This window comes from Faecalimonas sp. (assembly GCA_029264305.1).
GTDB lineage: Bacteria > Bacillota > Clostridia > Lachnospirales > Lachnospiraceae > Faecalimonas.
On record JARICA010000008.1, the window covers coordinates 41,050 to 64,541 of the forward strand.

At 33.0% G+C, this 23,492-nt stretch carries 29 protein-coding genes; 23 read left to right on the forward strand and 6 right to left on the reverse strand.

Annotated elements, in window-relative coordinates; all coding sequences use genetic code 11:
- Nucleotides 1-37 precede the first annotated feature (37 nt).
- Both ACY2U7_RS00910 and ACY2U7_RS00915 read left to right on the forward strand, forming a co-directional pair.
- Entirely contained in the window at nucleotides 38-757 is a 720-nt protein-coding gene (locus tag ACY2U7_RS00910; protein WP_461815687.1) for a peptidoglycan DD-metalloendopeptidase family protein, read from the forward strand.
- A 97-nt stretch (nucleotides 758-854) separates the two neighbouring features.
- Nucleotides 855-1,106, forward strand: a complete 252-nt coding sequence (locus ACY2U7_RS00915; RefSeq protein ID WP_461811627.1) for a GIY-YIG nuclease family protein — start codon at nucleotides 855-857, stop codon at nucleotides 1,104-1,106.
- Nucleotides 1,107-1,131: 25 nt separating this feature from the next.
- Here the strand turns inward: ACY2U7_RS00915 and trhA are convergent, their stop codons facing one another.
- Entirely contained in the window at nucleotides 1,132-1,794 is a 663-nt protein-coding gene (gene trhA, locus ACY2U7_RS00920) for a PAQR family membrane homeostasis protein TrhA (protein WP_461811626.1), read from the reverse strand.
- 249 nt (nucleotides 1,795-2,043) lie between these two features.
- Here trhA and ACY2U7_RS00925 point away from each other — a divergent pair, with 249 nt between their 5' ends.
- On the forward strand, nucleotides 2,044-3,630 hold the full coding sequence (locus tag ACY2U7_RS00925; RefSeq protein ID WP_461811625.1) for a DEAD/DEAH box helicase: 1,587 nt from the start codon (nucleotides 2,044-2,046) through the stop codon (nucleotides 3,628-3,630).
- A 90-nt stretch (nucleotides 3,631-3,720) separates the two neighbouring features.
- Entirely contained in the window at nucleotides 3,721-4,311 is a 591-nt protein-coding gene (locus tag ACY2U7_RS00930) for an ECF transporter S component (protein ID WP_461815688.1), read from the forward strand.
- Between the two features lie 127 nt (nucleotides 4,312-4,438).
- Here the strand turns inward: ACY2U7_RS00930 and ACY2U7_RS00935 are convergent, their stop codons facing one another.
- Nucleotides 4,439-4,981, reverse strand: a complete 543-nt coding sequence (locus tag ACY2U7_RS00935; RefSeq protein WP_461811623.1) for a rubredoxin-like domain-containing protein — start codon at nucleotides 4,979-4,981, stop codon at nucleotides 4,439-4,441.
- Between the two features lie 99 nt (nucleotides 4,982-5,080).
- Nucleotides 5,081-5,485 (reverse strand): Fur family transcriptional regulator, encoded by a 405-nt coding sequence (locus ACY2U7_RS00940; protein WP_461811622.1) that lies wholly within the window; start codon nucleotides 5,483-5,485, stop codon nucleotides 5,081-5,083.
- A gap of 659 nt (nucleotides 5,486-6,144) precedes the next feature.
- Between ACY2U7_RS00940 and ACY2U7_RS00945 the strand changes: the two genes are divergently transcribed.
- The gene (locus ACY2U7_RS00945) at nucleotides 6,145-6,342 is read left to right on the forward strand and encodes a DUF1858 domain-containing protein (RefSeq protein WP_459639337.1); all 198 of its coding nucleotides are present in this window, start codon (nucleotides 6,145-6,147) and stop codon (nucleotides 6,340-6,342) included.
- Nucleotides 6,343-6,413: 71 nt separating this feature from the next.
- Here the strand turns inward: ACY2U7_RS00945 and ACY2U7_RS00950 are convergent, their stop codons facing one another.
- Nucleotides 6,414-7,151: an adaptor protein MecA gene (locus ACY2U7_RS00950; protein ID WP_461811621.1), complete on the reverse strand. Its 738-nt coding sequence runs from the start codon at nucleotides 7,149-7,151 to the stop codon at nucleotides 6,414-6,416.
- Nucleotides 7,152-7,597: 446 nt separating this feature from the next.
- Between ACY2U7_RS00950 and ACY2U7_RS00955 the strand changes: the two genes are divergently transcribed.
- The 6 genes from ACY2U7_RS00955 (at nucleotide 7,598) to ACY2U7_RS00980 (ending at nucleotide 13,191) form a co-directional block, all read left to right on the forward strand.
- Nucleotides 7,598-7,819 carry a hypothetical protein gene (locus tag ACY2U7_RS00955; protein ID WP_461811620.1) on the forward strand — a complete coding sequence of 74 codons (222 nt, stop codon included), beginning with the start codon at nucleotides 7,598-7,600 and terminating at the stop codon, nucleotides 7,817-7,819.
- 113 nt (nucleotides 7,820-7,932) lie between these two features.
- Nucleotides 7,933-9,744, forward strand: coding sequence for a glycosyl hydrolase family 18 protein (locus ACY2U7_RS00960; RefSeq protein WP_461811619.1), 1,812 nt, complete (start codon nucleotides 7,933-7,935; stop codon nucleotides 9,742-9,744).
- 111 nt (nucleotides 9,745-9,855) lie between these two features.
- A complete protein-coding gene (locus ACY2U7_RS00965) occupies nucleotides 9,856-10,473 on the forward strand; it encodes an N-acetylmuramoyl-L-alanine amidase (RefSeq protein ID WP_461811618.1) in 618 nt (205 codons plus the stop codon).
- A 46-nt stretch (nucleotides 10,474-10,519) separates the two neighbouring features.
- On the forward strand, nucleotides 10,520-12,040 hold the full coding sequence (locus ACY2U7_RS00970) for an L-threonylcarbamoyladenylate synthase (protein ID WP_461811617.1): 1,521 nt from the start codon (nucleotides 10,520-10,522) through the stop codon (nucleotides 12,038-12,040).
- 16 nt (nucleotides 12,041-12,056) lie between these two features.
- Nucleotides 12,057-12,686 (forward strand): uracil phosphoribosyltransferase, encoded by a 630-nt coding sequence (gene upp / locus ACY2U7_RS00975; RefSeq protein WP_461810751.1) that lies wholly within the window; start codon nucleotides 12,057-12,059, stop codon nucleotides 12,684-12,686.
- A 16-nt stretch (nucleotides 12,687-12,702) separates the two neighbouring features.
- Nucleotides 12,703-13,191, forward strand: a complete 489-nt coding sequence (locus tag ACY2U7_RS00980; protein WP_461811616.1) for a deoxycytidylate deaminase — start codon at nucleotides 12,703-12,705, stop codon at nucleotides 13,189-13,191.
- A 36-nt stretch (nucleotides 13,192-13,227) separates the two neighbouring features.
- Here ACY2U7_RS00980 and ACY2U7_RS00985 read toward each other — a convergent pair whose 3' ends face one another.
- Entirely contained in the window at nucleotides 13,228-13,467 is a 240-nt protein-coding gene (locus ACY2U7_RS00985; protein ID WP_461811615.1) for a YaaL family protein, read from the reverse strand.
- Between the two features lie 157 nt (nucleotides 13,468-13,624).
- Here ACY2U7_RS00985 and ACY2U7_RS00990 point away from each other — a divergent pair, with 157 nt between their 5' ends.
- From ACY2U7_RS00990 to ACY2U7_RS01045, 12 genes are all read left to right on the forward strand, one after another.
- Nucleotides 13,625-13,834: a pro-sigmaK processing inhibitor BofA family protein gene (locus tag ACY2U7_RS00990; RefSeq protein WP_461811614.1), complete on the forward strand. Its 210-nt coding sequence runs from the start codon at nucleotides 13,625-13,627 to the stop codon at nucleotides 13,832-13,834.
- Between the two features lie 156 nt (nucleotides 13,835-13,990).
- Nucleotides 13,991-14,983: a P-loop NTPase family protein gene (locus ACY2U7_RS00995; protein ID WP_461811613.1), complete on the forward strand. Its 993-nt coding sequence runs from the start codon at nucleotides 13,991-13,993 to the stop codon at nucleotides 14,981-14,983.
- The gene (locus ACY2U7_RS01000; protein ID WP_461811612.1) at nucleotides 14,937-16,151 is read left to right on the forward strand and encodes a TadA family conjugal transfer-associated ATPase; all 1,215 of its coding nucleotides are present in this window, start codon (nucleotides 14,937-14,939) and stop codon (nucleotides 16,149-16,151) included. Before ACY2U7_RS00995 ends, ACY2U7_RS01000 begins: the two co-directional genes overlap by 47 nt.
- A complete protein-coding gene (locus tag ACY2U7_RS01005) occupies nucleotides 16,096-16,851 on the forward strand; it encodes a type II secretion system F family protein (protein WP_461811611.1) in 756 nt (251 codons plus the stop codon). The genes ACY2U7_RS01000 and ACY2U7_RS01005 overlap by 56 nt, the downstream gene beginning before the upstream one ends.
- 1 nt (nucleotide 16,852) lies before the next feature.
- Complete coding sequence (locus tag ACY2U7_RS01010; protein ID WP_461815690.1) at nucleotides 16,853-18,064, forward strand: type II secretion system F family protein; 1,212 nt, start codon at nucleotides 16,853-16,855, stop codon at nucleotides 18,062-18,064.
- Nucleotides 18,065-18,075: 11 nt separating this feature from the next.
- Nucleotides 18,076-18,252: a Flp1 family type IVb pilin gene (locus ACY2U7_RS01015; RefSeq protein ID WP_461811609.1), complete on the forward strand. Its 177-nt coding sequence runs from the start codon at nucleotides 18,076-18,078 to the stop codon at nucleotides 18,250-18,252.
- An 11-nt stretch (nucleotides 18,253-18,263) separates the two neighbouring features.
- Nucleotides 18,264-19,619 (forward strand): DUF5702 domain-containing protein, encoded by a 1,356-nt coding sequence (locus tag ACY2U7_RS01020; protein ID WP_461815691.1) that lies wholly within the window; start codon nucleotides 18,264-18,266, stop codon nucleotides 19,617-19,619.
- A gap of 195 nt (nucleotides 19,620-19,814) precedes the next feature.
- The gene (locus ACY2U7_RS01025; protein WP_461815692.1) at nucleotides 19,815-20,519 is read left to right on the forward strand and encodes a pilus assembly protein; all 705 of its coding nucleotides are present in this window, start codon (nucleotides 19,815-19,817) and stop codon (nucleotides 20,517-20,519) included.
- A complete protein-coding gene (locus ACY2U7_RS01030) occupies nucleotides 20,507-20,911 on the forward strand; it encodes a prepilin peptidase (RefSeq protein ID WP_461811606.1) in 405 nt (134 codons plus the stop codon). Before ACY2U7_RS01025 ends, ACY2U7_RS01030 begins: the two co-directional genes overlap by 13 nt.
- Entirely contained in the window at nucleotides 20,908-21,303 is a 396-nt protein-coding gene (locus ACY2U7_RS01035; protein ID WP_461811605.1) for a TadE family protein, read from the forward strand. The genes ACY2U7_RS01030 and ACY2U7_RS01035 overlap by 4 nt, the downstream gene beginning before the upstream one ends.
- The gene (locus tag ACY2U7_RS01040; protein WP_461815693.1) at nucleotides 21,293-22,003 is read left to right on the forward strand and encodes a DUF6382 domain-containing protein; all 711 of its coding nucleotides are present in this window, start codon (nucleotides 21,293-21,295) and stop codon (nucleotides 22,001-22,003) included. The genes ACY2U7_RS01035 and ACY2U7_RS01040 overlap by 11 nt, the downstream gene beginning before the upstream one ends.
- 134 nt (nucleotides 22,004-22,137) lie before the next feature.
- A complete protein-coding gene (locus ACY2U7_RS01045; RefSeq protein ID WP_461815694.1) occupies nucleotides 22,138-22,749 on the forward strand; it encodes a rhomboid family intramembrane serine protease in 612 nt (203 codons plus the stop codon).
- On the opposite strand, the gene ACY2U7_RS01050 is transcribed toward ACY2U7_RS01045, so the two are convergent.
- Nucleotides 22,702-23,427: a sensor histidine kinase gene (locus ACY2U7_RS01050; protein WP_461815695.1), complete on the reverse strand. Its 726-nt coding sequence runs from the start codon at nucleotides 23,425-23,427 to the stop codon at nucleotides 22,702-22,704. The two genes, ACY2U7_RS01045 and ACY2U7_RS01050, sit on opposite strands and share 48 nt — an antisense overlap.
- Between the last annotated feature and the right edge of the window lie 65 nt (nucleotides 23,428-23,492).

Here is a 23,492-nt window from a genome sequence, read left to right on the forward strand (position 1 = left end):
ACAATTTCTGGCAAAAATAAAGTCAGAGGTGATGAAAATGAAAAAGAGTTTAAGACCTTCCAAAAGAGGAAATGGATTGGCAATTGGTGCGGTGATTTGTTTTGTGTCAGTAGTCGGTATGGTGGGGGGATATACTGTAAAGCAGTATAAAGCCGGAGTAAAAAAAGAATTGGCAAAAGTAGAAAAAAAACAAGAAGAGAAAATTAAAAGCACAGGTGGTGGACAGGATTTAGTCTTAAATACACCTAAGGAAGAACAACCTATTTTACAAGAACAGCCACAGATAACAGAACCAAAAGAAACAGTAGTAGAACAGACAAATAAGCCACAGTTTTCTTTTGGTGAAAAAGATTTGATTTTATGGCCAATAGAAAATGGAGAGATTATTCTAAATTATAGTATGGACAAAACTATTTATTTTCCTACATTAGATCAGTATAGATACAATCCGGCAATGATTATAAAAGGAGCTAAGGGAGCCCAAGTTATGGCGGTTACTCGAGGCAGAGTGAAGTCAATAAATGTGACAAGTCAGACGGGAACAACAGTCACTGTTGATATGGGAAATGGTTATGAAACAATATATGGACAATTAAAAGAAGTTCCGGTTAATGTTGGAGATACAGTGGAAGCGAAAACAATTTTGGGATATGTAAGTGAACCTACAAAGTATTACAGTGTGGAAGGATGTAATTTATACTTTGAAATGAGAAAAGATGGACAACCAATCAATCCAAATGATTTTTTGAGAGAGTAAAAGAGACGGGGCTTGATAGGAAAGTACAAGCCCTGTTTTTTACTTGCTATAAAGAAAAGAAAAGGTATAATAGAAAGAAAAAGGATTAAAAATAGAAATGAAGAATTATACATATATTGTTCGTTGTAGCGATGGTACTTTATATACAGGCTGGACAAATGATTTAGAAAAAAGAATAAAAAATCATAATACAGGAAAAGGGGCAAAATATACAAAAACAAGAACGCCAGTTACGCTAGTATATTACGAAACATTTTCGACAAAGGAAGAAGCAATGAAAAGAGAATATGCTATCAAGCAGATGAAGAGAAAAGAAAAAGAAAAATTAATAGACGGGAGAAAAGGATAACATTCTCTCGTCTATTATATTGTGGTTATCCAAGCAAGTATACATACATAACAACAAAGTGGCAAGCAGTTCCACCCATAACAAATAAGTGGAAAATTTCATGACTTCCGAAGGATTGATGTTTGGCATTAAAAATTGGTAATTTTAATCCATAAATAATTCCGCCAACTGTATAGATAATTCCACCAACTAAAAGCCAAACAAAAGCGGGTGTAGATAATTTTTGATAGATTTGAGGAAAGGCAAGTACACAAGTCCAACCCATAGTAATATATAAAATGGAAGAAAACCATTTTGGACAGTATACCCAAAAAGCTTTAATTAAGATACTTAAAATAGCAATTCCCCATATAATGAAAAGAAGTGTATATCCAATCTTTCCATTCAATACAATTAAACATACAGGGGTGTAACTTCCTGCGATTAAAATAGAGATCATCATGTGATCAAATTTTTTAAGTCGCTTATTTATTTTCTCTGAGATATCTAAAGAATGATAAAGTGTACTTGCAGCGTAAAGAAGAATAACGCTTATAATATATATTACAAAAGAAATAAAATATATTTTATCAGGCTTATGCCATGCTTTCAATAAAAGAGGTGTGGCTACAAAAATAGCAGCAATCATACCAATAAAATGGGTAATAGCGCTTGCGGGGTCTTTTAAGGTTTTATTTTTGGTTAACATATGCATTTCCTCCTAGTAAAAAATATATGTAGTATTAAATACTACATTAACTATAAATAGATACTACACCATATATATTTAGATATCAAGAGGAGAATGAAGAATTTATAAAAATTTGACAAATAAAAATGATTCTGTTATGATAATCGACAGTGCTTTGTGAGTACCCTTTACTTATAATAAGTGAAGGGTATTTTTTTCGCAAAAGTATAGGAACCGACAGTTAATAGTTTTAGAAGGGAATAATAGATGGGAAATATTAAATTTGAGCAGTTAGGAATTTGTCCGGAAATTCAAAAGGCAGTAAAATACATGGGATTTGAAGAGGCTTCTCCGATTCAAGAAAAAGCAATTCCTGTTATTTTAGAAGGAAAAGATATTATAGGACAAGCGCAAACGGGAACAGGAAAAACAGCGGCATTTGGAATCCCTCTTTTGCAAAAAATAGATCCGAAGAACAAAAAATTGCAGGGGATTGTACTTTGTCCAACAAGAGAATTAGCAATTCAAGTAGCTGAAGAAATTAGAAATTTAGCAAAATACATGCATGGAATAAAAGTGTTGCCAATTTATGGGGGACAAGAAATTGTTAAGCAGATTCGTTCATTGAAAAGTGGAACACAAATTATTATAGGGACACCAGGACGTGTTATGGACCATATGCGTAGAAAAACAATTAAAATGGAACAGGTGCACACAGTTGTTCTTGATGAAGCAGATGAAATGTTAAATATGGGATTTCGTGAAGACATCGAAACGATTTTAGAAGGAGTTCCAAAAGAACGTCAGACAGTCCTTTTCTCAGCAACTATGCCGAAAGCAATTATGGAAATTACAAAAAAATTCCAGAAAAAAGCAGAAGTAATCAAAGTTACAAAAAAAGAATTAACGGTTCCAAATATTGAACAGTTTTATTATGAAGTAAGACCAAAAAATAAAGAAGAAGTGTTAGCACGTCTTTTAGATATCTATATGCCAAAACTTTCGGTTGTATTTTGTAATACAAAAAAGCAGGTGGATTTACTTGTAAATGCTCTTTTGGGACGTGGATATTTTGCGGCTGGGCTTCATGGAGATTTAAAACAAGCACAGCGTGATCGAGTTATGCAAGGTTTCCGTAGTGGAAAGACAGATATTCTTGTAGCTACGGATGTTGCGGCTAGAGGAATCGACGTAGATGAAGTGGAAGCTGTATTTAACTATGATTTACCGCAAGATGATGAATATTATGTACATCGTATTGGTAGAACTGGTAGAGCTGGTAGAGTGGGACGTTCATTTTCTTTTGTGTCAGGGAAAGAAGTTTACAAATTAAAAGAAATACAGCGTTACTGTAAAACCAAAATTTATGCACAAAAAGTACCATCTTTAAATGATGTTGCGACAACCAAAATGGAAAATATTTTAGATGATATTGATAAAATTATTGCAGAAGAAGATTTGACATTAATGATAAATGCCATTGAAGAAAGAGTAAATAATTCCGATTATACAGCTATGGATATGGCTGCTGCATTCTTGAAGATGTGTGCAGGAATGAAATCAGAAGAAGAGCAGGAAGAAATGGAATTTGGTGATACTGGAGCAGAAGATCCAGGAATGGTCAGATTATTTATCAATATCGGTAAAAAGCAGAAAGCAAAACCGGGTGACATTTTAGGTGCTTTGGCTGGTGAAACAGGAATGCCGGGGAAATTGATTGGAACCATTGATATGTTTGATAAATACACCTTTGTAGAAGTCCCTAGAGAATATGCAAAGGATGTGTTATTGGCAATGAAAAACGTAAAAATTAAAGGAAAGACAATCGCAATTGAACCAGCAAATCAGAAATAACTGGCATGGTAAAAAACACAATAACTGGTACTTTTGGCACAACCAGATATGTGTTAAGATATATTCATTCTAATAAAGGAGTGAATAGACATGAATAAGAAAAAAAGTACACTATTAAAAATATCGCAAACGGCAATTATGGCTGCATTATGCTTTGTTGTATTTACATTTTTGCAGATTAAGATTCCGACACCAGGTGGGGATGCTTCATCTTTACATTTAGCAAATGCGGTTTGTGTTCTTGCAGCATTAATTATTGGTGGTGTGTATGGCGGATTGGCAGGAGCGATTGGAATGGGAATTGCTGATATTATGGATCCTATTTATATTACAGTAGCTCCTAAAACATTTGTTTTAAAATTATGCCTTGGACTTATTACTGGATTTGTGGCACATCGTATAGCAAAGATTAATGAGAGTACGGATAAAAAGTATATTTTTAAATGGAGTACGTTGGCGGCAGCAGCAGGATTAGGATTTAATGTTATTGCAGATCCAATAGCTTCCTATTTTTATAAAATGATTATTATGGGGCAACCACAGAAAATGGCGGAAGTACTAGCAAAATTAAGTGCAGCAACAACATTTGTAAATGCAATTGTTTCTATTATTCTAGTAGCATTTTTGTATAATGCTCTTAGACCAATTCTGATCCGTAGTGGATTCATTAGAAAAGCGTAAAAAGGATACCTCTTAAGTGGATAACTTAAGAGGTATTTTTTTAGTAAAATAAGTGCCCATCAAAGATGAGCACTTATTAGTGTATATTTGATATTTATTATTCGGAGGATAAGTTATATCTTATATCTTAGCCAAAGTATCTGTTAAGAAGTCCTTCAAATGCTTTTCCGTGACGAGCTTCGTCTCTAGCCATTTCATGAACTGTATCATGGATAGCATCTAAGTTAGCAGCTTTAGCACGTTTAGCAAGGTCAAATTTACCTGCTGTTGCTCCATTTTCTGCTTCAACTCTCATTTCAAGGTTTTTCTTTGTGCTATCTGTTACAACTTCACCTAATAATTCAGCAAATTTTGCAGCATGTTCAGCTTCTTCCCAAGCAGCTTTTTCCCAGTATAATCCGATTTCTGGATATCCTTCTCTGTGAGCAACTCTAGACATTGCAAGATACATACCAACTTCTGAACATTCTCCTTCGAAGTTTGCTCTTAAATCTGCAAGAATATCTTCGCTAACACCCTGTGCAACACCTACAACGTGTTCTGCAGCCCATTCTCTTTCACCTGTTACTTCTTTGAACTTGTCAGCTCCTACATGACACTGTGGACATTCTGCTGGTGCAGCTTCTCCTTCATAAACATAACCACATACTGTACATACAAATTTTTTCATCTTTAAAATCTCCTTTTCTTTTTTTATTTATTTTTTATTGTTATCAATATTAGTAATTGTTACTGATATTAATTTATCATATTAGTTTTGAATTGTCAATTACATTTTTAAAGTTTTTGAATTTTTTATGCAATCACTGCATCTTCCATAAAAAGTAATATTATGACTAGTGATTTCACCATTGAAATTTTTTCCAGCTAGTTGATTGATGGCATCAATGTTTTCCATGTCTAAATCTAAAACGGAACCACAATCTGTACAAAAGAAATGATAATGTGGAGTAGTTGTTCCATCAAAACGGTCTCCGCCATTTAAAGTGGAAATCTTGACTGCTTCTCCAAGATCTGCTAAGAGGTTCAAGTTTCTATATACAGTTCCTAGACTTATATTAGGAAATTCTTTTTTTACATGAAGATATACCATATCTGCTGTTGGATGTTCTTTCGTATTTATCAAATATTCTTTAATACACTCGCGTTGTCTACTATATTTTAATACTGACATAAATCCTCCTTTCAAAACAGTAATGATAACGATAATAGTTACTATAAATATAATAAAAAAAAATAGAGGAAAAGTCAATATATATTTAAAAGAATATTTATATTTTATGGATAAAGTAAAAAAATATGTATGAAATTAATTTTTTTCTTATATAAATGAATGGTTTGTTATCTGAAAATGAATACTTCTAATTGGAATAGATGAACTGTAAAAATTTAAAGAAAAAACAGGAGAGAATATTCTTATACAATATGCACAATTTAGAGAGGTTTTGTCGAAAAGTAAATTCTATGGCTGAAAAGTTGTTAAAAACTATCCCAATGTTATCCTTAAGTTATCCACGCGAGAAATGGCGAAAATATGTTGGAAAATTGTCGAAAATAGAGTTTTACACAAAGTTATCCACATTATCCACATAAAACGAGGGGGATTATGTGGATTATTTTGTGTAAAAAAAAGAACAGGTGTTTTGTGTAGAAATAATAAATTTTACATTTTGTTAAAAAATCAACGGAATAAACTTGACAATGGAATAGTCAAAAAGCATAAAAAGATGCATACACAATTTAAGACAATTAAAAGAGAATAAATACTCAGTATTGCTAATTCAAAAAAAAGGTATTATAATGAGTGATATGTAAAAAGAAGGAGGAAGTACAATGATTTCAAAAGATACAACAATCGGTGAATTATTAGCAACAAATCCTCAGGTAGCACCAATCCTTATGGAAATTGGAATGCACTGCCTTGGTTGTCCATCTGCACAAGCTGAAACATTAGGAGAAGCAGCAATGGTACATGGGTTAGATGCAGATTTGTTAGTTGAGAAAATTAATGCATTTTTAGCAGCAAACTAATATAAAAGAATATGCAGTTGCATAGATAAAAAACCTGTCACACAAGATGTGGACAGGTTTTTTGTATAAGGTTAAATAAGAGCTAATTGTTGAATAGCATTTTCTTCGATTATTACATCACAATGTTCTTCAAGATATGCTAAAGTTGCATTGCCAGTTTTTTCAAAAGAACCATATTCTGAGAGCATATTACAAATTCTATTGTAATCAATTGCTGAATGTTCAGATTGTGAAAGAACTAAAATATAAAGGCCATCTTTGGGATCTTTATATAAAGTGTTTTTCCCCATATATATATTGATAAGTATGTGAGAAGCCTCTATTACATTGTCCAGTGTGGCAAAAGTAAATAAGCGTACATCTTTCTTTGGAGTTTGATTAGGTATAGGAGAATCTACTTCTTTCGCTTCTGGTTTTTCGGAAACGGCTTTCTTTACTTTTCCAAGCAAATCAAGAAATTCTTCTGCACCTTCTAATTTATCTAAAACATTTCGCATTTTACCATTTGTTCCATTAGATGTTGAAGGAGCAAATTTAGAAAAGCGAGTATCAAGTTCTTCCGGGTCATCCACTTTCGTAATGATCAGCACAATTGTATCAGAAGAAGCTGGAATTGCCTCGATCATAAGTGGGGTATCATCTGCTTCAAATCCGAATTCAAAAGCTGCTTGTTGCATCATATCTTGGAAAAGTGATTTTGCTTTTTCTGTTCCGTAAGCCAACTCGCTTAGTTTGAGTTCGCGTTCGGCTAAATCATCACGTGTTAGAGTACAACGAATTTGGTTATCATTTAGTTTTTCGATTTTCATATAATCACTTCCTATCTGTAAATAAAAATACTTACTCAATTATTAGTATAAACAAAAATAAAAAAGATGTAAAGAAATTTAGAAAAAATACTTGAAAAGGAAAATATTACTATTTATAATAACAATTACAAGAAGATAGTCTTTCCGTGTAACTATGTTTATATAGAAAAAGGAGGGATATATGTTCGCAATAATAAGAAGTTTTAATTTTATAGTCTAAAAATCATATCAAAAAGTTATCTGTAATTTGTTGTAAACAATATCAGAAAGAGAATCTGTCGTTTCAGACAAAATTTCAGCAAAAGACAATACATAACAAAAAGAAAAAAAGAAACTGTAAATGATAAAATACTGTCTTCTTGTCAGCCCTAAAGATAGGTTTAATATATCACATATCCTTATGGCGTATCTAAGGGCCATAGTTACAAATGGAGAAAGGTAAAGAAATGCGGGTAGAAAGCAAGGCATATCGCGAACTGTTCACAGAATTATCAGAGTATGAACGGCATGGGGTACCTATGTCTATTGATGGAGAAAGTGCAAGTCCTATGCAGATAGCAGAGGCACATATGGTAAAAGAAGACAGTGGCTATATGCGAGATTACATATGGGATGAAGATGGCAATGTGGAAGAACTTTGTTTTCATGAGATTAAAAGTGTAGAGTGAAATTACAATACCCCTCGTAAAGACAAAACCTTTTAATGTGATGAAAAATGTCGAAATTGTTAATGACGAATGCCAGAATAATTGCTATAATGTACTGGAATAGGAGGTGCGTCATGAACGAAAGAGACAGAAGAGAACAAGCTAGACGCAGAAGTCAGTTACGCAAAAGAAGGCAGCGCTCTTTAATTCTAAAATGTAGCATCGTTATTGGAGTAGTATTAGTTGTTTTGTGTGGAACTATATTGTGGAAAAAATACGGTCCATCAGATCAAAAGGCGAATAGAAAAGAATATTATGGTATTACGAATGAAGAACAACTAGCAGTAATCGTGAATAACGAAGTTTTAGAGCCTAAAGGAAGAGTGTTTGACGGAAAAGTATATTTGGAATATTCTGCAGTCAGAGATTATGTAAATGGAAGATTTTATTGGGATTCAAATGAAAATCTTTTGTTGTATACCTTGCCAAATGATATAGTATCAGTATCTGTTGGAAGTAGTGAATATGCAGTTTCAAAAGATAAGAAAAGTGAAAAATATGTTATTTTAAAAACAGAAGGAAATACAGCATATATAGCACTTGATTTTGTAAAAAAATATACAGATATAGAATATAAAACATTCAAATCTCCAAAGCGTGTTGTGATTCAGAATGATTGGAGTGATGCGAAAGTATCTACGACAAAGAGCGATTCTGAAATTCGTATGCGTGCTGGTGTGAAAAGTCCGATTTTAACAGAGACAAAATCAAATGATGTTGTTAGGATTATTGAGACAGAAGGTAAGTGGAAAAAAGTTCGTACCCAAGATGGTTTTATTGGTTATGTGAAAAACAGTGATTTAAAGGACGAGGAAACAAAAACGTACAAACGTGATTTTAAAGAACAGAATTTTACCAATATCAAGAAAGACTATACAATTAATTTAGCATGGCACCAAGTGAGTTCACGTATTGCTAATAAGCAAGTATTAGAAATGATTGCTAATACAAAAGGTCTTACCACACTTGCACCTACATGGTTTAGTGTAAAGGATCTAAAAGGAAATATAACATCTATTGCAAGTGCGGAATATGTGAATTATGCGCATCAATCTAATATAGAAGTATGGGGATTGGTGAGGAATTTTGACCCCCTAAATAATATAGGGATCAAAACTGCAGAAGAAACACACGAACTTTTAAGTCGTACAACAAGCAGAGAAAATCTAGAAAATCAGTTGATTTCTGCTGCACTCCAGGTTGGATTAGATGGAATTAATGTGGATTTTGAAACAATAGCAGAAAAGACAGGAGAACATTATATTCAGTTTATCCGAGAATTATCTGTAAAATGTAGAAAGAATGGTATTATCTTGTCAGTAGATAATTATGTTCCAAAAGGATATAACAAACATTATCATCGAAAAGAACAAGGAATTGTGGCTGATTATGTTGTTATTATGGGATATGATGAACATTTTTCAGGTTCTTATGAAAGTGGTTCAGTAGCTTCTATAGGATATGTAAAAGATGGAATCAAAGAGACATTGAAGGAAGTTCCAGCAAATAAAGTGATTAATGCAATGCCATTATATACAAGACTTTGGAGTGAGGTTCCAAAAACGGAGGCAGAATTATCTGCACAGGCAGGAACAGAAGCAGGAAAGTATTCTACAAAAGTAACAAGTGAAACAGTCTCTATGAAAAGAACAAGTGCAGTCCTTGCACAATATGGCGTACAGGCAAAATGGGATGGAAAGACTGGTCAGAATTACGCACAGTGGGAAAAGGATGGCGTAACTTATAAAATTTGGATAGAAGATGCTAAATCAATAGAAGAAAAATTAAAAGCAATGAAAGCTAATAAATTAGCTGGAACGGCGGTTTGGAAATTAGGTTTTGAAGCACCTGGACTTTGGGATTTAATTTTAAAATATGTAAATTAGACATTCCCCCTGTGGCATATATTTGAAAGAATAAATGTCACAGAGGGGATTTTTTTGTATCGAAAAACAAAATTATTTATGTTATTTATATTCATTTGCTCAGTAGTTTTTATGTGGAAAACAGCAAAGGTTGATGTATCGGGAACCCGTATAGAAAACGTAAAAAAAACAGTAGTTTTAGATGCAGGGCACGGGTCTTCTGATCCGGGGAAAATAGGAATTAATGGGAAAAAGGAAAAAGATATTAATTTAAGCATTGCAAAAAAAGTAGAAGAGAAATTAAAAAAGAAGAAAATTGTGGTTAAGATGACAAGAAGAGAAGATCAGGGACTTGCTGATACAAAGATAACGGATATGAAAGAAAGAGTAAAGATGATTAACAGAACAAAGCCAGAACTTGCGGTTAGCATCCATCAAAATAGTTATACACAGGAAGCCATCAAAGGAGCACAGGTTTTTTACTTTGCTAATTCTAAAGAAGGTAAGGAAGCTGCAGAAATCATGCAGGAAATGTTTCGATTATTTGATAAAGAAAATAAAAGAGTATGCAAAGGAAATAGTACATATTATATGTTGAAGAAAACAGAAGTACCTACAATTATTGTAGAATGTGGATTTTTAAGTAATTGGGAGGAGGCAAAAAAACTTTCAAAAAAGGATTATCAGGAGAAAGTAGCACAAGTTATCTGTGATGGTATTATACATATTTTACAAAAACAAGAGGAATAAGACTAGTGGGTTTTTTTTTCGTTATAATAATGGTATAATAAACGTTATGGAAACAATAATAAGAAAAGTAGACAAAAACCAAATAGAGAAAGAAGTTATAGAGCAGGCAGGTAGAATTATAAGAGAAGGGGGATTAGTTGCGTTTCCAACGGAAACAGTATATGGGCTTGGTGCGAATGCACTTGATGAGGAAGCAGCAAAGAAAACATATGAGGCGAAAGGTAGACCTTCGGATAACCCGCTGATTATTCACATTGCTGATTTTGGAGATTTGAACAGAATTGTGCAGAATATTTCTAAAAAGGCAATGGATTTAGCTGAAGCATTTTGGCCAGGACCACTTACCATGATTTTTGAAAAATCAGATCTTGTACCATATGGAACAACAGGAGGATTAGATACAGTTGCTGTTCGTATGCCAGATGATAGTATTGCTAGAGAGTTAATTCTCGAAGGAGGCGGATATATTTCTGCACCAAGTGCGAATACTTCAGGGCGCCCTAGCCCAACAACAGCGAAACATGTTGAGGAAGACATGAGTGGGCGAATCGATATGATTTTAGATGGTGGAAGTGTGGATATCGGTGTAGAGTCAACAATTGTAGATATGACAACAGAACCACCAATGATTTTAAGACCAGGAGCAGTTACGAAGAAAATGGTAGAAGAAGTCATTGGGGAAGTGCAGATAGATAAGACACTTCTTGGAGAGGAGACAGATGAGGCTCCAAAAGCACCAGGAATGAAGTATCGTCATTATGCTCCAAAAGCACAGTTGAAGATTGTGCAGGGAACGTTGAAAGATGAAGTGAACGCAATTAAACAACTTGCTTATGAAAAGACAAAGAAAGGGAAAAAAGTAGGTGTTATTGCTAGTACTGAGACAGTATCTAGATATACTACAGGTTTGATTAAAACTATAGGAACAAGAGAAAATCAAAGTTCTATTGCCAAAAATCTCTATAAAGTGTTAAGAGAGTTTGATGACGAAAATGTAGATTGTATTTACAGTGAGTCTTTCTCAGTTGATGGAATTGGTAGTGCGATTATGAATCGCTTAGAGAAAGCAGCAGGGCATCAAATTATTGATGCTCATGAGATTGCGTCTAAGCAAAAATTCAGAAGAGTTGTATTCGTCAGCAAAAGCGACAATAGTAGAGGTCCAATGGCTGCAGAATTATTGCGAAACCAAGATTTGATTCAAGAATACGAGATAGAATCAAGGGGAATGATTGTTTTATTTCCAGAGCCAGCCAATCAAAAGGCGGAAGCAATTATGAAAAGCCATCAAATGACTCTTGAAGGTCATGAGACGGTTGCTTTTAGCGAAGATGATTTAGATGAAGATACTCTTGTTTTAACTCTTGAGGAAAATCAGAAGTGGAAAATAGTCACGGATTATGAATATGTGAAACATGTTTATACATTAAGTGAATATGTAGAGATTGATAAAGAAATTCCATCAGCCTATGGACAGCCATTGGTGGAATATGGGAAATCTTTTGAAATATTAAAAGAAATGATAAAGAAACTTGCAGAAAAATTAAATGAAGAAGCAAAGAAATAAGAAAGTGAGAAAAATTATGGCAAAAGTACATGTAATGGAACATCCGTTGATCCGTCATAAAATTAGTTATATTAGAAGAGAAGATTTAGGTTCAAAAGACTTTAGAGAAATGATTAGCGAGATTGCAATGTTAATCTGCTATGAAGCAACAAGAGATTTGAAGTTGCAAGACGTAACAATTCAGACTCCAATTTGTGAAACAGTTGAAAAAGAACTTGCAGGGAAAAAATTGGCAGTTGTGCCTATTTTAAGAGCAGGACTTGGTATGGTAGAAGGAATGTTAGCAATGATTCCAGCGGCAAAAGTTGGTCATATTGGTTTGTATCGTGACCCAGATACATTAGAACCAGTGGAATATTATTGTAAATTGCCTGCAGATTGTGAAGAGAGAGATGTATTTGTCGTTGATCCAATGTTAGCAACAGGTGGTTCAAGTGTAGCAGCAATTCAAATGTTGAAAGATAAAGGTGTAAAAAATATTCGTTTCTTATGTATTATTGCAGCACCTGAAGGTGTGGAACGTATGAAAAAAGCGCATCCAGATGTAGATATTTATATTGGGGCTTTAGATAAAAAATTAAATGAGCATGGATATATTGTACCAGGATTAGGTGATGCAGGAGATCGTATATTCGGTACAAAATAACACAGAAGGTGAAAACATGAGCGAAAAAAGAAGAGATTATATTTCCTGGGATGAATATTTCATGGGAGTTGCGATGTTATCAGGATTGCGTTCGAAAGATCCAAGCACGCAAGTGGGATGTTGCATTGTAAGTCAGGATAATAAAATTCTTTCAATGGGTTACAATGGATTGCCAAAAGGCTGCTCAGATGATGAATTTCCATGGAATAGAGATGGTGAAGAACCATTGGAAACAAAATATGTGTATACGGTACATAGTGAGTTGAATGCCATTTTGAATTATAGTGGTGGAAGTCTTGCAGGAGCAAAACTGTATGTTTCTCTTTTTCCATGCAATGAATGTGCAAAAGCGATTATTCAAGCAGGAATTAAAGAAATTGTTTATGACAGTGATAAATATGCAGATACTCCATCAGTGATTGCATCAAAGAGAATGATGGATTGTGCGGGAGTTCGTTATCATCAATATCATCGTACAGGAAGAAAATTAGAGATAGAATTATAAAGTAGAACAGAATGTGCAGGTTGCACATTCTGTTTTTTAAACAATTTTTTTTGCTTGCTTTAAAAGAAAATGATACCGTTTTAAAGCGGCATTGCTTTCAAAAATATAGCAGTCAATCAAGTCTGGATCCAATACATTTTGGAAATTTTCATAAGCGTTATCCATGTCAGATTTGACTTTTTCAATTTCTTTCAGTAAGACGGCATCTTGTATAGGAGAGTTTGTTTGTTTAGTATAAACAATTTTTTCTTTTCGATTTTTTGGAAATAGTTTCATATAATCCTCTCTTTCCCATAATAACTTATTGTTCCTAATTCTAGTATAGTCACAAGTAAGGGGTTTCATACACGGATGAGAAAATATCTACACTTTATAAAAAGAGGAATAAAATACTAAAGTTTTGTATAGATATAAGGTGAGGGGGGAATGGAAGATGGAAAAAGAACACACCACTTTTTTTATTGATTTTATCATCCGGGTAATAGTGGGTATTGGTCTGATTTTTTTTATCAATCAATATCTCTCTTACAAACAAATAGAAATAGCAGTGGGAATCAATCCGTTATCTGCTCTTGTGTCAGGTGTTTTAGGAGTACCTGGAGTGGCTTTACTTTATGGCATATTGGTGTGTCAAATTTTGTAAGATTTTTACAAAGTTTTACAAAGTTATTTTTAACTATGGACAAGGGAGAAAAATAGTTTTATAATACAATTCATAAATCACATAGATTCTATTATAGTCAGTCCATTCGGACAAGAAATCCAACAAAAAAATTGAATATGAAATAAGGAGGAGATTGTGGAGAGAAGCTGTTTTGTAATTTGCGACAGTGAGGCCGTTTATGCAGAGAAACTATCATTTATTTTGGGAAAGAAAATCAATTTTCCAGTATATGTTTGTTCCTTGCCAGAGCAGATTGAAGAAATAGAAAGTGTATTTCCGATCGAAATATTGCTTTTAGAAGAAAAATGCTATGGGAAGGTACGACCAAATATAGCGAAAAGAATAATTTATTTGACACAGACAAGAGATAACATCGAGAAAGAGGAGGGAATTTACAAATACCAGTCAGCCGATCAGATACTGTCAGATTTGCTAAATATTTATATGGGAGAGGAAGATAAAGAACTTCTTAAGCAAAGTAGATATAAAGAATGTACCCTCATAGGAATATATTCGCCTATTCATCGAGTAGGGAAAACTGCTTTTGCCATTGCTTTAGGGAAAGCCTTAGCGAAGAAGGAAAGAGTGCTGTATTTGAATATGGAAGAATATTCTGGTTGGGAAGAAAGATTCTGTATGAAATCTTCTCAGACACTTGCGGATTTACTTTATTATACAAGACAAGAAAATAGTAAGATTCGTACGAAAATAAATGTGATTACAGAGAAAATAGAACAGTTAGAATATATAGCTCCCATGAAAATAAGTGAAGATTTGAAAGCCGTTACATATGAAGAGTGGAAAACATTATTTAAACAATTGCTACAGTTAAGATTATACAAGAAAATTATTATTGATTTTGGAGAATGTATACAAGGACTGTGGGGATTATTAGGGATGTGTCAGAAAATTTATATGCCTATTATTCGACAGAAGGAGTCATTGGCGAAAGTGACACAATTTGAGAAAAATGCAGATCTTCTTGGATATAAAGAAGTGTTAAACAAGATTGTGCAGTTGGAAATAACCGAAGATTTAGAAAACTATGTGAGGGATTTATTAAAAAAGGAGGAAAGACAATGTGATTCAAGCAGAGCAGTTTCATGGGAAGATATTGGAAAGAATTGATTTATCTGAGGAGATAGATGATGAAGAATTAACAGAGGTGATCTATCAAGTTTTGGGCGAATATGGAGAAAAACAATATCTTTCTTTACAGAATAAAGTGGAGATAGGAAAAGAACTGTTTAATGCTTTTCGAAAACTAGATATTTTACAAAACTTAATTGAAGATGAAACAATTACAGAGATTATGATCAATGGAAACCAAAATATTTTTATTGAAAGAAATGGAAAAATTATTCTTAGTGATAAACGATTTCTTTCAAAGAAAAAATTGGAAGATGTTATTCAGCAAATCGTTGCAGAAACAAATCGTATTGTAAATGAAGCTACTCCAATCGTGGACACAAGACTTTCTGACGGATCAAGAGTGAACGTAGTTTTATATCCAATTGCATTAAATGGTCCAATCGTTACCATTCGTAAATTCCCGAAAGAAAGTATTACATTAGAGAAGTTGTGTCAATGGGGAGCTGTAAATCAAGAAATCATTTCATTTTTACAAATCTTAATTAAATCAAAATATAACATTTTTATTAGTGGTGGAACAGGAACGGGTAAAACCACATTTCTAAATGCATTATCGCAATATATACCCAAAGATGAAAGAGTTATTACAATTGAAGACAATGCTGAATTGCAAATTAAAGAACTTCCCAATCTCGTGAGTTTAGAGGCGAGAATGGCGAATGTAGAAGGAACAGGAGAAATTAGTATTCGTGACTTGATTAAAACAGCACTGCGGATGCGTCCAGACAGAATTGTGGTAGGTGAAGTGAGAGGTGCAGAAGTAATTGATATGCTTCAAGCAATGAATACAGGACATGATGGTTCTCTTAGTACCGGACATGCGAATAGTTCAAAAGATATGATAACAAGATTAGAGACTATGGTACTTATGGGAATGGATTTGCCTTTACAGGCAATTCAAAGGCAAATTGCATCAGGTGTAGATATATTAATTCATCTTGGACGATTTCGAGATAAGAGTAGAAAATTAATTTCTATAGAAGAAATTATAGGTTGCAATAGCGAAGGAGTCCAATTAAATATGTTGTATCAATTTCAAGAAACAGAACAAAGAGGAGAAAGAGTGGAGGGGGAATGGGTGAAAATTAATGAAATGGAAAATAGAAGAAAACTATTGGCAGCGGGATATACGGAGACGAGATAAGATTTTTGCGGTGTTTAAAGGAATTGGTGGAGTTGGGGGTTTGACATATTTATTTTATCATTCATGGATAAGTTATATTGTTTTATTTCCACTTGTATTCTTTTACTATCGGAGATGGAAAAAAGATTATGCAGATAAGAGAAAAGAAAATTTCCAAAAACAATTTAAAGAAGCCTTGCAATCATTATTAACAGTATTAAATGTAGGGTATTCCATTGAAAATGCAGTGAGAGAGGTACAAAAAGAGATGACTACATTGTATGGAAAAGAGGCATTTATTACGAAGGAATTTTCGTATCTTATTAGACAGTTGGAAATGAATATTCCAGTAGAACAGGCATGGAAAACCTTTGCAGATAGGGTAGAGGTTGCTGAGGTGACAAATTTTGTTACGATACTTTCTACGATTAAACGAAGTGGTGGAGATATGATTGCGGTTCTAAAGCAAACGATTGAAACTATTTGCATGAAAATAGAAGTACAACAAGAAATATATACGCTTATTGTAGCAAAACAAATGGAATTTAAAATTATGGCGACAATACCGATGGGAATTATTGTTTATTTGAAAGTGAGTTTTCCAGAATTTCTGTCTACTCTTTATGGAAGTATAGTTGGGAAAATTGTAATGACAGTTTGTTTGCTAGTGTATTTTATAGCGTATCAATGGGGTAGGAAAATATTGGAAATAGAGGTGTAGTGTGGAAAGAAAAACAAAGAAGAAAATGTTTTTGGCAGGTGGTTTAACTCTTGTTTGTACTGTGATTTGTTTGATTGTAGAAACGAATTGTTTGTATGTAAGTAGTGTACAAAGAAATGGACAAGGAAGAGGCGAGAAGCAAGAACACTATAGGGTGACCGTAGAAAATATACTGAAAAAGGAACCAGTAGAAATTGAAGTTGGAGAAGAAGAATATACTGTTTCTGAAATTCGGAAAGTTTTTAAACAAACAATGGATAAATTAGAAAAAATTGTTTTGGCAAAGAATAAAAGTGCAGACCATGTGGAAACGAATTTGAATTTTATTACAAAGATACCGGATTCTCCAATTGAAATTGCTTGGGAAACAGATAAGAACAAAATTATAAATGCACAAGGTGAAATTCAGGAGAAAAATCTTTCTTCCAAAGGAGAAAAAGTAGAAATAAGAGGTTGTCTTTCTTATGGAGAAGAAGAATGTATATATATTATGAATGTTATGGTTTATCCAAAAACTTTGAGTAAAAAAGAACAAGTATTAATGGAAATTCAAAATAAAGTACATTCTTCAGATAGAAGAAGTAAAAATGACAATAAGATGCTTCTTCCAGAGAAAGTGAGAGGGGAAAAAATTATATGGCAGAAAGAAATGGAGTATAAATTTCTTTACATATTATTACTTGGAGGAACTTGTACGGTTGCAATTTATACTAGAGAAAGGGAGGGAAAAAAGAAAGAAGAAACAAAGAGAAAAGAGCAGATGACAGTTGATTACCCAGAAATTGTTAGTCAGCTAGCATTGCTTATTGGGGCTGGTATGACAATAAAAAATGCGTGGCAGAAAATGATATTTCAGTATGAGAAACGGAAGAAGCAAGAAGTTCGTTTTGCATATGAAGAAATGTATTGCACCATGCGAGAAATGAAAGGAGGAGTAACAGAAGCAGAATGCTATGAGCGTTTTGGGAAGAGGTGTGGAAATTCTTCTTATATGAAGTTGGGTACCATTTTATCTCAAAATGTACGAAAAGGTTCAAAAGGTCTGACGGAATTGTTGGAAAAAGAAGCAAAAGAAGCATTAGAAACAAGAAAACAAAGAGCGAAACAATACGGAGAAATAGCAGGAACAAAATTGTTATTGCCAATGAGTATGATGTTAGTGGTTGTATTGGCTATTGTGATTGTACCTGCATTTCTATCCATATCTATTTAGGAGGGAAACATATGAATAGAATAAGATTATTTTGGAATACGTTAAAAAATGATAAAGGAATTGGTGTGGTGGAAGTGATATTGATTCTTGTAGTACTAATTGGACTTGTTATTATCTTTAAAACGCAGTTAACAGAAATTGTTCAATCTATTTTTGAAAAAATTACAAGTGAGAGTTCTGGTATATAGAGGAAAGGAAGATGAAAAAAGGTGAGCTTACGGCTTTTTTAAGTATTTTATTTCTTTTGTTTTTATCTTTAACAGCCACAATTATTGAAAGTGCAACTGTGCAAGTAACAAAAAACAAAAGAAGAGCAGATGTGAATAGAGCAATCGAGTCTGTTTTTGCAGAATATCAGAAAGATTTATTAAAAGAATACGATATATTTGCGCTAGATGGTACTTATGAGAGTAATTCTTTTACAGAGAAAAAATTGGTGGATAGACTTAAATTTTATGGTGCAGGAAAAGGAACATATAAAATAGAAAAAATACAATTTTTAAGTGACGATTTCGGGAGAGCTTTTCGGGAACAGGTAATTCAATATATGAGACAGAAAAATGGTGCAGATTATATGGAAGAATTTTCTGGAGTAACCACGAAATGGGTGGATCAAGAAAAAGAAAAAGGAAAATATGAAGAAGAAGGAAAAGAGGTGACTGGAAGTTTAAACCAATCTTTAGCGGAAGCTGAGCAAGAGCTTCCGACTGAAGATAATCCATTGGAATTATTTTCAGTAATCAAAGAAAAAGGAATACTTTCTTTGGTTGTTCCAAAAGAATTGAACATATCAGAAAAAATGATTTCATTAAAAGAAGTACCTTCCAATAGGAAATTGCGCAAGGGTAGAGGAACTTTTAAGACCCAAAAAGTAAAAAGTGACACAATGGCTAAGTTATATTTTACATCATATTTATTGGAAAAATTTTCTGCAATAGATAATCCGGATGAAAAAAAGAAATTATCTTACGAATTAGAATATGTAATTGGAGGGAAAAAAAGTGACAAGGAGAATCTAGATATAGTTGTAACAAAACTTGTTGGAATGCGTTTCCCGGTTAATTATGGGTTCCTTTTAAGTGATAGTGTGAAAAAGGCAGAAGCAGAGACAATGGCAGCCACTTTAGCAGGAGTAATTGCACTTCCAGCATTGATTGGTGTGATTAAACAGGCAATCTTATTTGCATGGGCGTTTGGAGAGAGTATTATGGAGGTTCGTGCTTTGTTATCAGGAGAGAAAGTTGAAGTACTAAAAAATAAAGAAAATTGGAAATTGCAATTATCATCGCTATTAAAGTTAGGAAAAGAAGAGATCAATGTCAAAAAAAGTGAGCGTGGATTATCATATCGAGAATATTTGCGTATGTTACTTTTTTTACAAAAGGAAAAAGAGGTTACTATGAGAGGGCTCGATGTTATTGAGATGAATATGCGACAAAAAAGAGGAGAATTTTTTAGAGTTGATTCTTGTATAAGTAAATTGGAAATAAAAAGTATTTGTACAATTCGAGAAAAAATCACCTATAGATTCCCAGTTCTATATGGATATCAATAAAGAAAGAAGAGGTGAATAAGGATGTCCTTTCTATTTATAAATTCCCAAAACATATTAAAAAAAGAAAAAATAAATAACGTAAGGAAGGAGGAAGACTCTACTAAGACACAAACCATAACATCATATTTCCCAAAACAGATAGAGAGGGCATCCCTATTCACCTCTTTTCAAGGAAGTATTACGGTAGAAACTGTATTGGTTCTTCCATTGTTCTTTTTGGCAATTTGTTGTTTATGTTATCTTTTAGAAATTGCATCTATCCAGTTGACCATACGGTCAGCTCTAGATGAAGTTGGAAGAGAAGTAGCAGCAGAAACTTATGGGAAAGCTTTTGTTTCTAGTAAAGAATTGGAAGAAAAAATAGTAAATCATATCGGAAGCCAAAGGTTAGATCGAAGCATAATCGTTGAAGGAAAAAGAGGGTTAGATTTAAGTAAGACATGCATTTCAAGGAAAAGCAAAATTGTTCAAATGTGTGTAGAATATAAAGTAAAATTACCTATTTATACGTTTGGAAAACTATCATTATCTTGCAAGGAAGAGTTTAATTTAAAAGGTTGGACAGGATATGAGAAAGGATTTTTTAGTCAAGATAAAGAAGATGTTGTTTATATTACGGAAACCGGTATGGTTTATCATAAAAGTAGTCAATGTACATATTTAGATTTGTCCATACATATGGTTGAAAAAAAGGATGTGACAAAGTTGCGAAACAAAAATGGTGAAAAATACAAAAGTTGTGAAAAATGTGGAAGAAAAGCAGGATTGAATGTATATATAACGAATCATGGAAATCGATATCATAAATCTATTGGATGTAGTGGATTAAAGAGAAAAGTATATGCAATACCTATTTCAGAGGCATTTGGGAAAGGGGCATGTTCAAAATGTGGGCGATAATATTCCTTTGTGTTTGTTCTTTGTGGGATTTGCGTGTAAAAAAAATACCGATATGGTTATTGGGGATGGGAGCAATCGGAGTTCTTTTTTCTTATATGGTTTGCAGGAATAGAATGTTATTAGATGTGATTGGAGGAATTGGAATTGGTGGAATATGCCTTGTTATTAGTAAAGTGACAAATGAGTCATTAGGATACGGAGATAGTTTGCTGATTTGCTTACTTGGAAGTTATGCAGGATTTTTTATTACCATTTGGGTAGTTACATTTGCGTTTGTGGTAGTTGGAATTTTTTCTTTATTCTTTTTTATAGGGAAAGGAGGATATAAAGACAAAACAATACCATTTGTTCCCTTTTTGACCATATGCTATATAGGAGTGATGTATATATGAAAATGATGAAAGGAAGTCTTATGGTTGAAGCAGCATATATTTTGCCAGTGATTTTTTTGAGTTTTATATTAGGAGTATACATGTTATTTTATTTCCATGATAAAAATATACTTCTTGGTGCTGGGTATGAAACGACAATTGTTGGAAGTCAAAAGATGAAATGGAATGAAGAAAATATAGAAGAGAAAATGAGTAAATTTTTTCGAGACCGTGTGAGAGGGAAAATGATTTTTTTTTCTAAACCAAAAGTAACAGTGCAGTGTAAAAATAATATTTTATCAGTAGATGCAACTGTAAAAAAAAGAAAAGTCATTTTAAAAGTCCATCAAGAAAAAGAAATTAAAACACCAGAAAAATATATAAGAAAGAAAAGGAAAATTTATGGAAAGTAAATACAAACAAGATTGGAATCATATGTATTTGATTTTAGAAAGGCCAGAATTTTATGAAGAAGATTATCAAATGAAAATGATGCAGGAGAATAAAATTGAAGGACTTTTACAGGTTAGTGGACAAGGAATAGATGGAAATAGTCAGTATAATTATGAGATTAGTGGAAAAGTTTGCATGAAATCCATTTATGAAAAAATGTCAATTGAAAAGCGGGAGTTAGAAAAGTTTTTACAGCAATTTTTAAAACTTCTTAGTCAAATAGAAAATTATCTCTTAAATGTAAATTGTATTTTACTAGAACCAGAATACATTTTCTATGAAGAGGGAAACTACTACTTTTGTTATTTACCAATAGAAGAAGAAAAGTTTTGTTATCGGTTTCATTGTCTCACAGAATATTTTGTTAGTAAAATCAACCATAAGGAACAATCGGCCATTTTACTTGCTTATGAATTACATAAGGCAACTATGGAAGAAAATTATAGTTTGGAGAAAATTATTGGACAGGCATTGGCAACAAGTGAAAATGAAATTAGAACAGAGCAAGTAATAGAAGAAGAGTGTGAGGATGATTGGATTGATTTTGATGAAGAAGAAGAAAAACAAGAGAATATTTTAGGAAAAAGGTGGAGACAGTGGAAAGAAAAAATAGGTAAAAATAGAGTGGGAAAATGGGGAGAGTGGGAAAATGATTCATAAAATGGATAAAATGATGAAGTGGTGTGGAAGTACAGATGAAAAATCTAGTTGTGTAAATAGGTGAGAAAGGCTATAATATATATAAAATTTAAAATAGAAAATAGATGATTTTAATTGGTAGAAGGAGGAATAGAATGCCAATGAAGAAAAAGCCAATCATAACAATTGGTATAATCGGAATAAATGTTCTTGTATTTATATGGCTATCCTTTTATGGAATGACTGAGGATGCTAGTTATATGCTAAAACATGGTGCGATGTTTGTTCCGTTTGCGTTTGGTAATCAGGAATACTACCGATTAATAACCAGCATATTTTTACATTTTGGTTTTCCACATTTGATGAATAATATGATTATGCTATTTTTCCTTGGAAGTATATTGGAAGAAGAACTAGGTAGTTTTAAATATCTTTTGCTATATTTTTTGAGTGGTGTGGCAGGGAATATTTTATCGGCAATGATGGATTTAAGGACAGGGAAATTTGTTGTATCTGCAGGTGCTTCAGGAGCAATTTTTGGAATTATAGGAGCATTGCTTATTATTATTGCCCAAAATCATGGACATTTAAAAACGTTAAATGGAAGAGGAATGGTATTTATGGTTGTTTGTAGTTTGTACCATGGTTTTACAAGTACCGGTGTGGATAATATGGCTCATATTGGAGGGTTAGTAGCAGGAATTTTGCTTGCATTTATTTTATACAGGAAGAGTAAGAGTGAAAGAAGTACTACGATGTGGAATTGATTGGACAGAAATTGTTCCACCATGGGCTTCTATAACTGTTTTGACAATCGCAAGTCCAAGTCCTGTACCATTTTTTTTGTATGTGGTAAAAGGTGTGAAAATCTCAGAAAGATGATTTTTGGAGATTCCACAACCATTGTCTTTTATAAGTAAAAGAATGGAATTATCTTTATGTTGAGCGGAAAAGAAGATTTTCCCAGTAGAATTTACAGCATCATGGGCATTTGCCAATAAATTGAGAAATACTTCTTGTAGTTTTATAGAATCGCCGAATATGTATGGAAGGTTTGGCTCGATTTTTGCTGTTAGTTCAATAGAAGTATCAGTTAATGTTGTTGCAAAAGATAAAATCAGTTTTTTGAAAAAATCGGAAGAGTGAATTATAGTTTTATGTAAACGAGAACCATTGTTATAGGATGACAATTCTTCTAACAATGTTTTGGTAAAAGCAAGATCTTGTAGCATTTGATTCCAATGAGTGAATTGAAGGACCTCAGGATGTTGCTTTTGAATTAATTGTAAGTTGCTTGAAATAAGGGTAAGAGGATTTCTTATTTCGTGGCTAATTTTGCTTATGGTAAGTTGTTGAAAATCCAATAATTTTTGAAGTAGTACATAATTGTCGGAATTTTCATTCATCAATTGGTGTAATTGTTTTTCATCGTCTAATGTGAACATATCTATATCCTCCTGCAAAAAGTTTAACATTGCAATAGGATGGATTCAATAAAAAAGATAGAACA

Bases quoted from the DNA above. Each gene is read 5' to 3' on its own strand.
- ACY2U7_RS00910 (WP_461815687.1), top strand. From the start codon at position 38: ATGAAAAAGAGTTTAAGACCTTCCAAAAGAGGAAATGGATTGGCAATT.
- ACY2U7_RS00915 (WP_461811627.1), top strand. From the start codon at position 855: ATGAAGAATTATACATATATTGTTCGTTGTAGCGATGGTACTTTATAT.
- trhA (WP_461811626.1), bottom strand. From the start codon at position 1,794: ATGTTAACCAAAAATAAAACCTTAAAAGACCCCGCAAGCGCTATTACC.
- ACY2U7_RS00925 (WP_461811625.1), top strand. From the start codon at position 2,044: ATGGGAAATATTAAATTTGAGCAGTTAGGAATTTGTCCGGAAATTCAA.
- ACY2U7_RS00930 (WP_461815688.1), top strand. From the start codon at position 3,721: ATGAATAAGAAAAAAAGTACACTATTAAAAATATCGCAAACGGCAATT.
- ACY2U7_RS00935 (WP_461811623.1), bottom strand. From the start codon at position 4,981: ATGAAAAAATTTGTATGTACAGTATGTGGTTATGTTTATGAAGGAGAA.
- ACY2U7_RS00940 (WP_461811622.1), bottom strand. From the start codon at position 5,485: ATGTCAGTATTAAAATATAGTAGACAACGCGAGTGTATTAAAGAATAT.
- ACY2U7_RS00945 (WP_459639337.1), top strand. From the start codon at position 6,145: ATGATTTCAAAAGATACAACAATCGGTGAATTATTAGCAACAAATCCT.
- ACY2U7_RS00950 (WP_461811621.1), bottom strand. From the start codon at position 7,151: ATGAAAATCGAAAAACTAAATGATAACCAAATTCGTTGTACTCTAACA.
- ACY2U7_RS00955 (WP_461811620.1), top strand. From the start codon at position 7,598: ATGCGGGTAGAAAGCAAGGCATATCGCGAACTGTTCACAGAATTATCA.
- ACY2U7_RS00960 (WP_461811619.1), top strand. From the start codon at position 7,933: ATGAACGAAAGAGACAGAAGAGAACAAGCTAGACGCAGAAGTCAGTTA.
- ACY2U7_RS00965 (WP_461811618.1), top strand. From the start codon at position 9,856: ATGTGGAAAACAGCAAAGGTTGATGTATCGGGAACCCGTATAGAAAAC.
- ACY2U7_RS00970 (WP_461811617.1), top strand. From the start codon at position 10,520: ATGGAAACAATAATAAGAAAAGTAGACAAAAACCAAATAGAGAAAGAA.
- upp (WP_461810751.1), top strand. From the start codon at position 12,057: ATGGCAAAAGTACATGTAATGGAACATCCGTTGATCCGTCATAAAATT.
- ACY2U7_RS00980 (WP_461811616.1), top strand. From the start codon at position 12,703: ATGAGCGAAAAAAGAAGAGATTATATTTCCTGGGATGAATATTTCATG.
- ACY2U7_RS00985 (WP_461811615.1), bottom strand. From the start codon at position 13,467: ATGAAACTATTTCCAAAAAATCGAAAAGAAAAAATTGTTTATACTAAA.
- ACY2U7_RS00990 (WP_461811614.1), top strand. From the start codon at position 13,625: ATGGAAAAAGAACACACCACTTTTTTTATTGATTTTATCATCCGGGTA.
- ACY2U7_RS01005 (WP_461811611.1), top strand. From the start codon at position 16,096: ATGAAATGGAAAATAGAAGAAAACTATTGGCAGCGGGATATACGGAGA.
- ACY2U7_RS01015 (WP_461811609.1), top strand. From the start codon at position 18,076: ATGAATAGAATAAGATTATTTTGGAATACGTTAAAAAATGATAAAGGA.
- ACY2U7_RS01020 (WP_461815691.1), top strand. From the start codon at position 18,264: ATGAAAAAAGGTGAGCTTACGGCTTTTTTAAGTATTTTATTTCTTTTG.
- ACY2U7_RS01030 (WP_461811606.1), top strand. From the start codon at position 20,507: ATGTGGGCGATAATATTCCTTTGTGTTTGTTCTTTGTGGGATTTGCGT.
- ACY2U7_RS01035 (WP_461811605.1), top strand. From the start codon at position 20,908: ATGAAAATGATGAAAGGAAGTCTTATGGTTGAAGCAGCATATATTTTG.
- ACY2U7_RS01040 (WP_461815693.1), top strand. From the start codon at position 21,293: ATGGAAAGTAAATACAAACAAGATTGGAATCATATGTATTTGATTTTA.
- ACY2U7_RS01045 (WP_461815694.1), top strand. From the start codon at position 22,138: ATGCCAATGAAGAAAAAGCCAATCATAACAATTGGTATAATCGGAATA.
- ACY2U7_RS01050 (WP_461815695.1), bottom strand. From the start codon at position 23,427: ATGTTCACATTAGACGATGAAAAACAATTACACCAATTGATGAATGAA.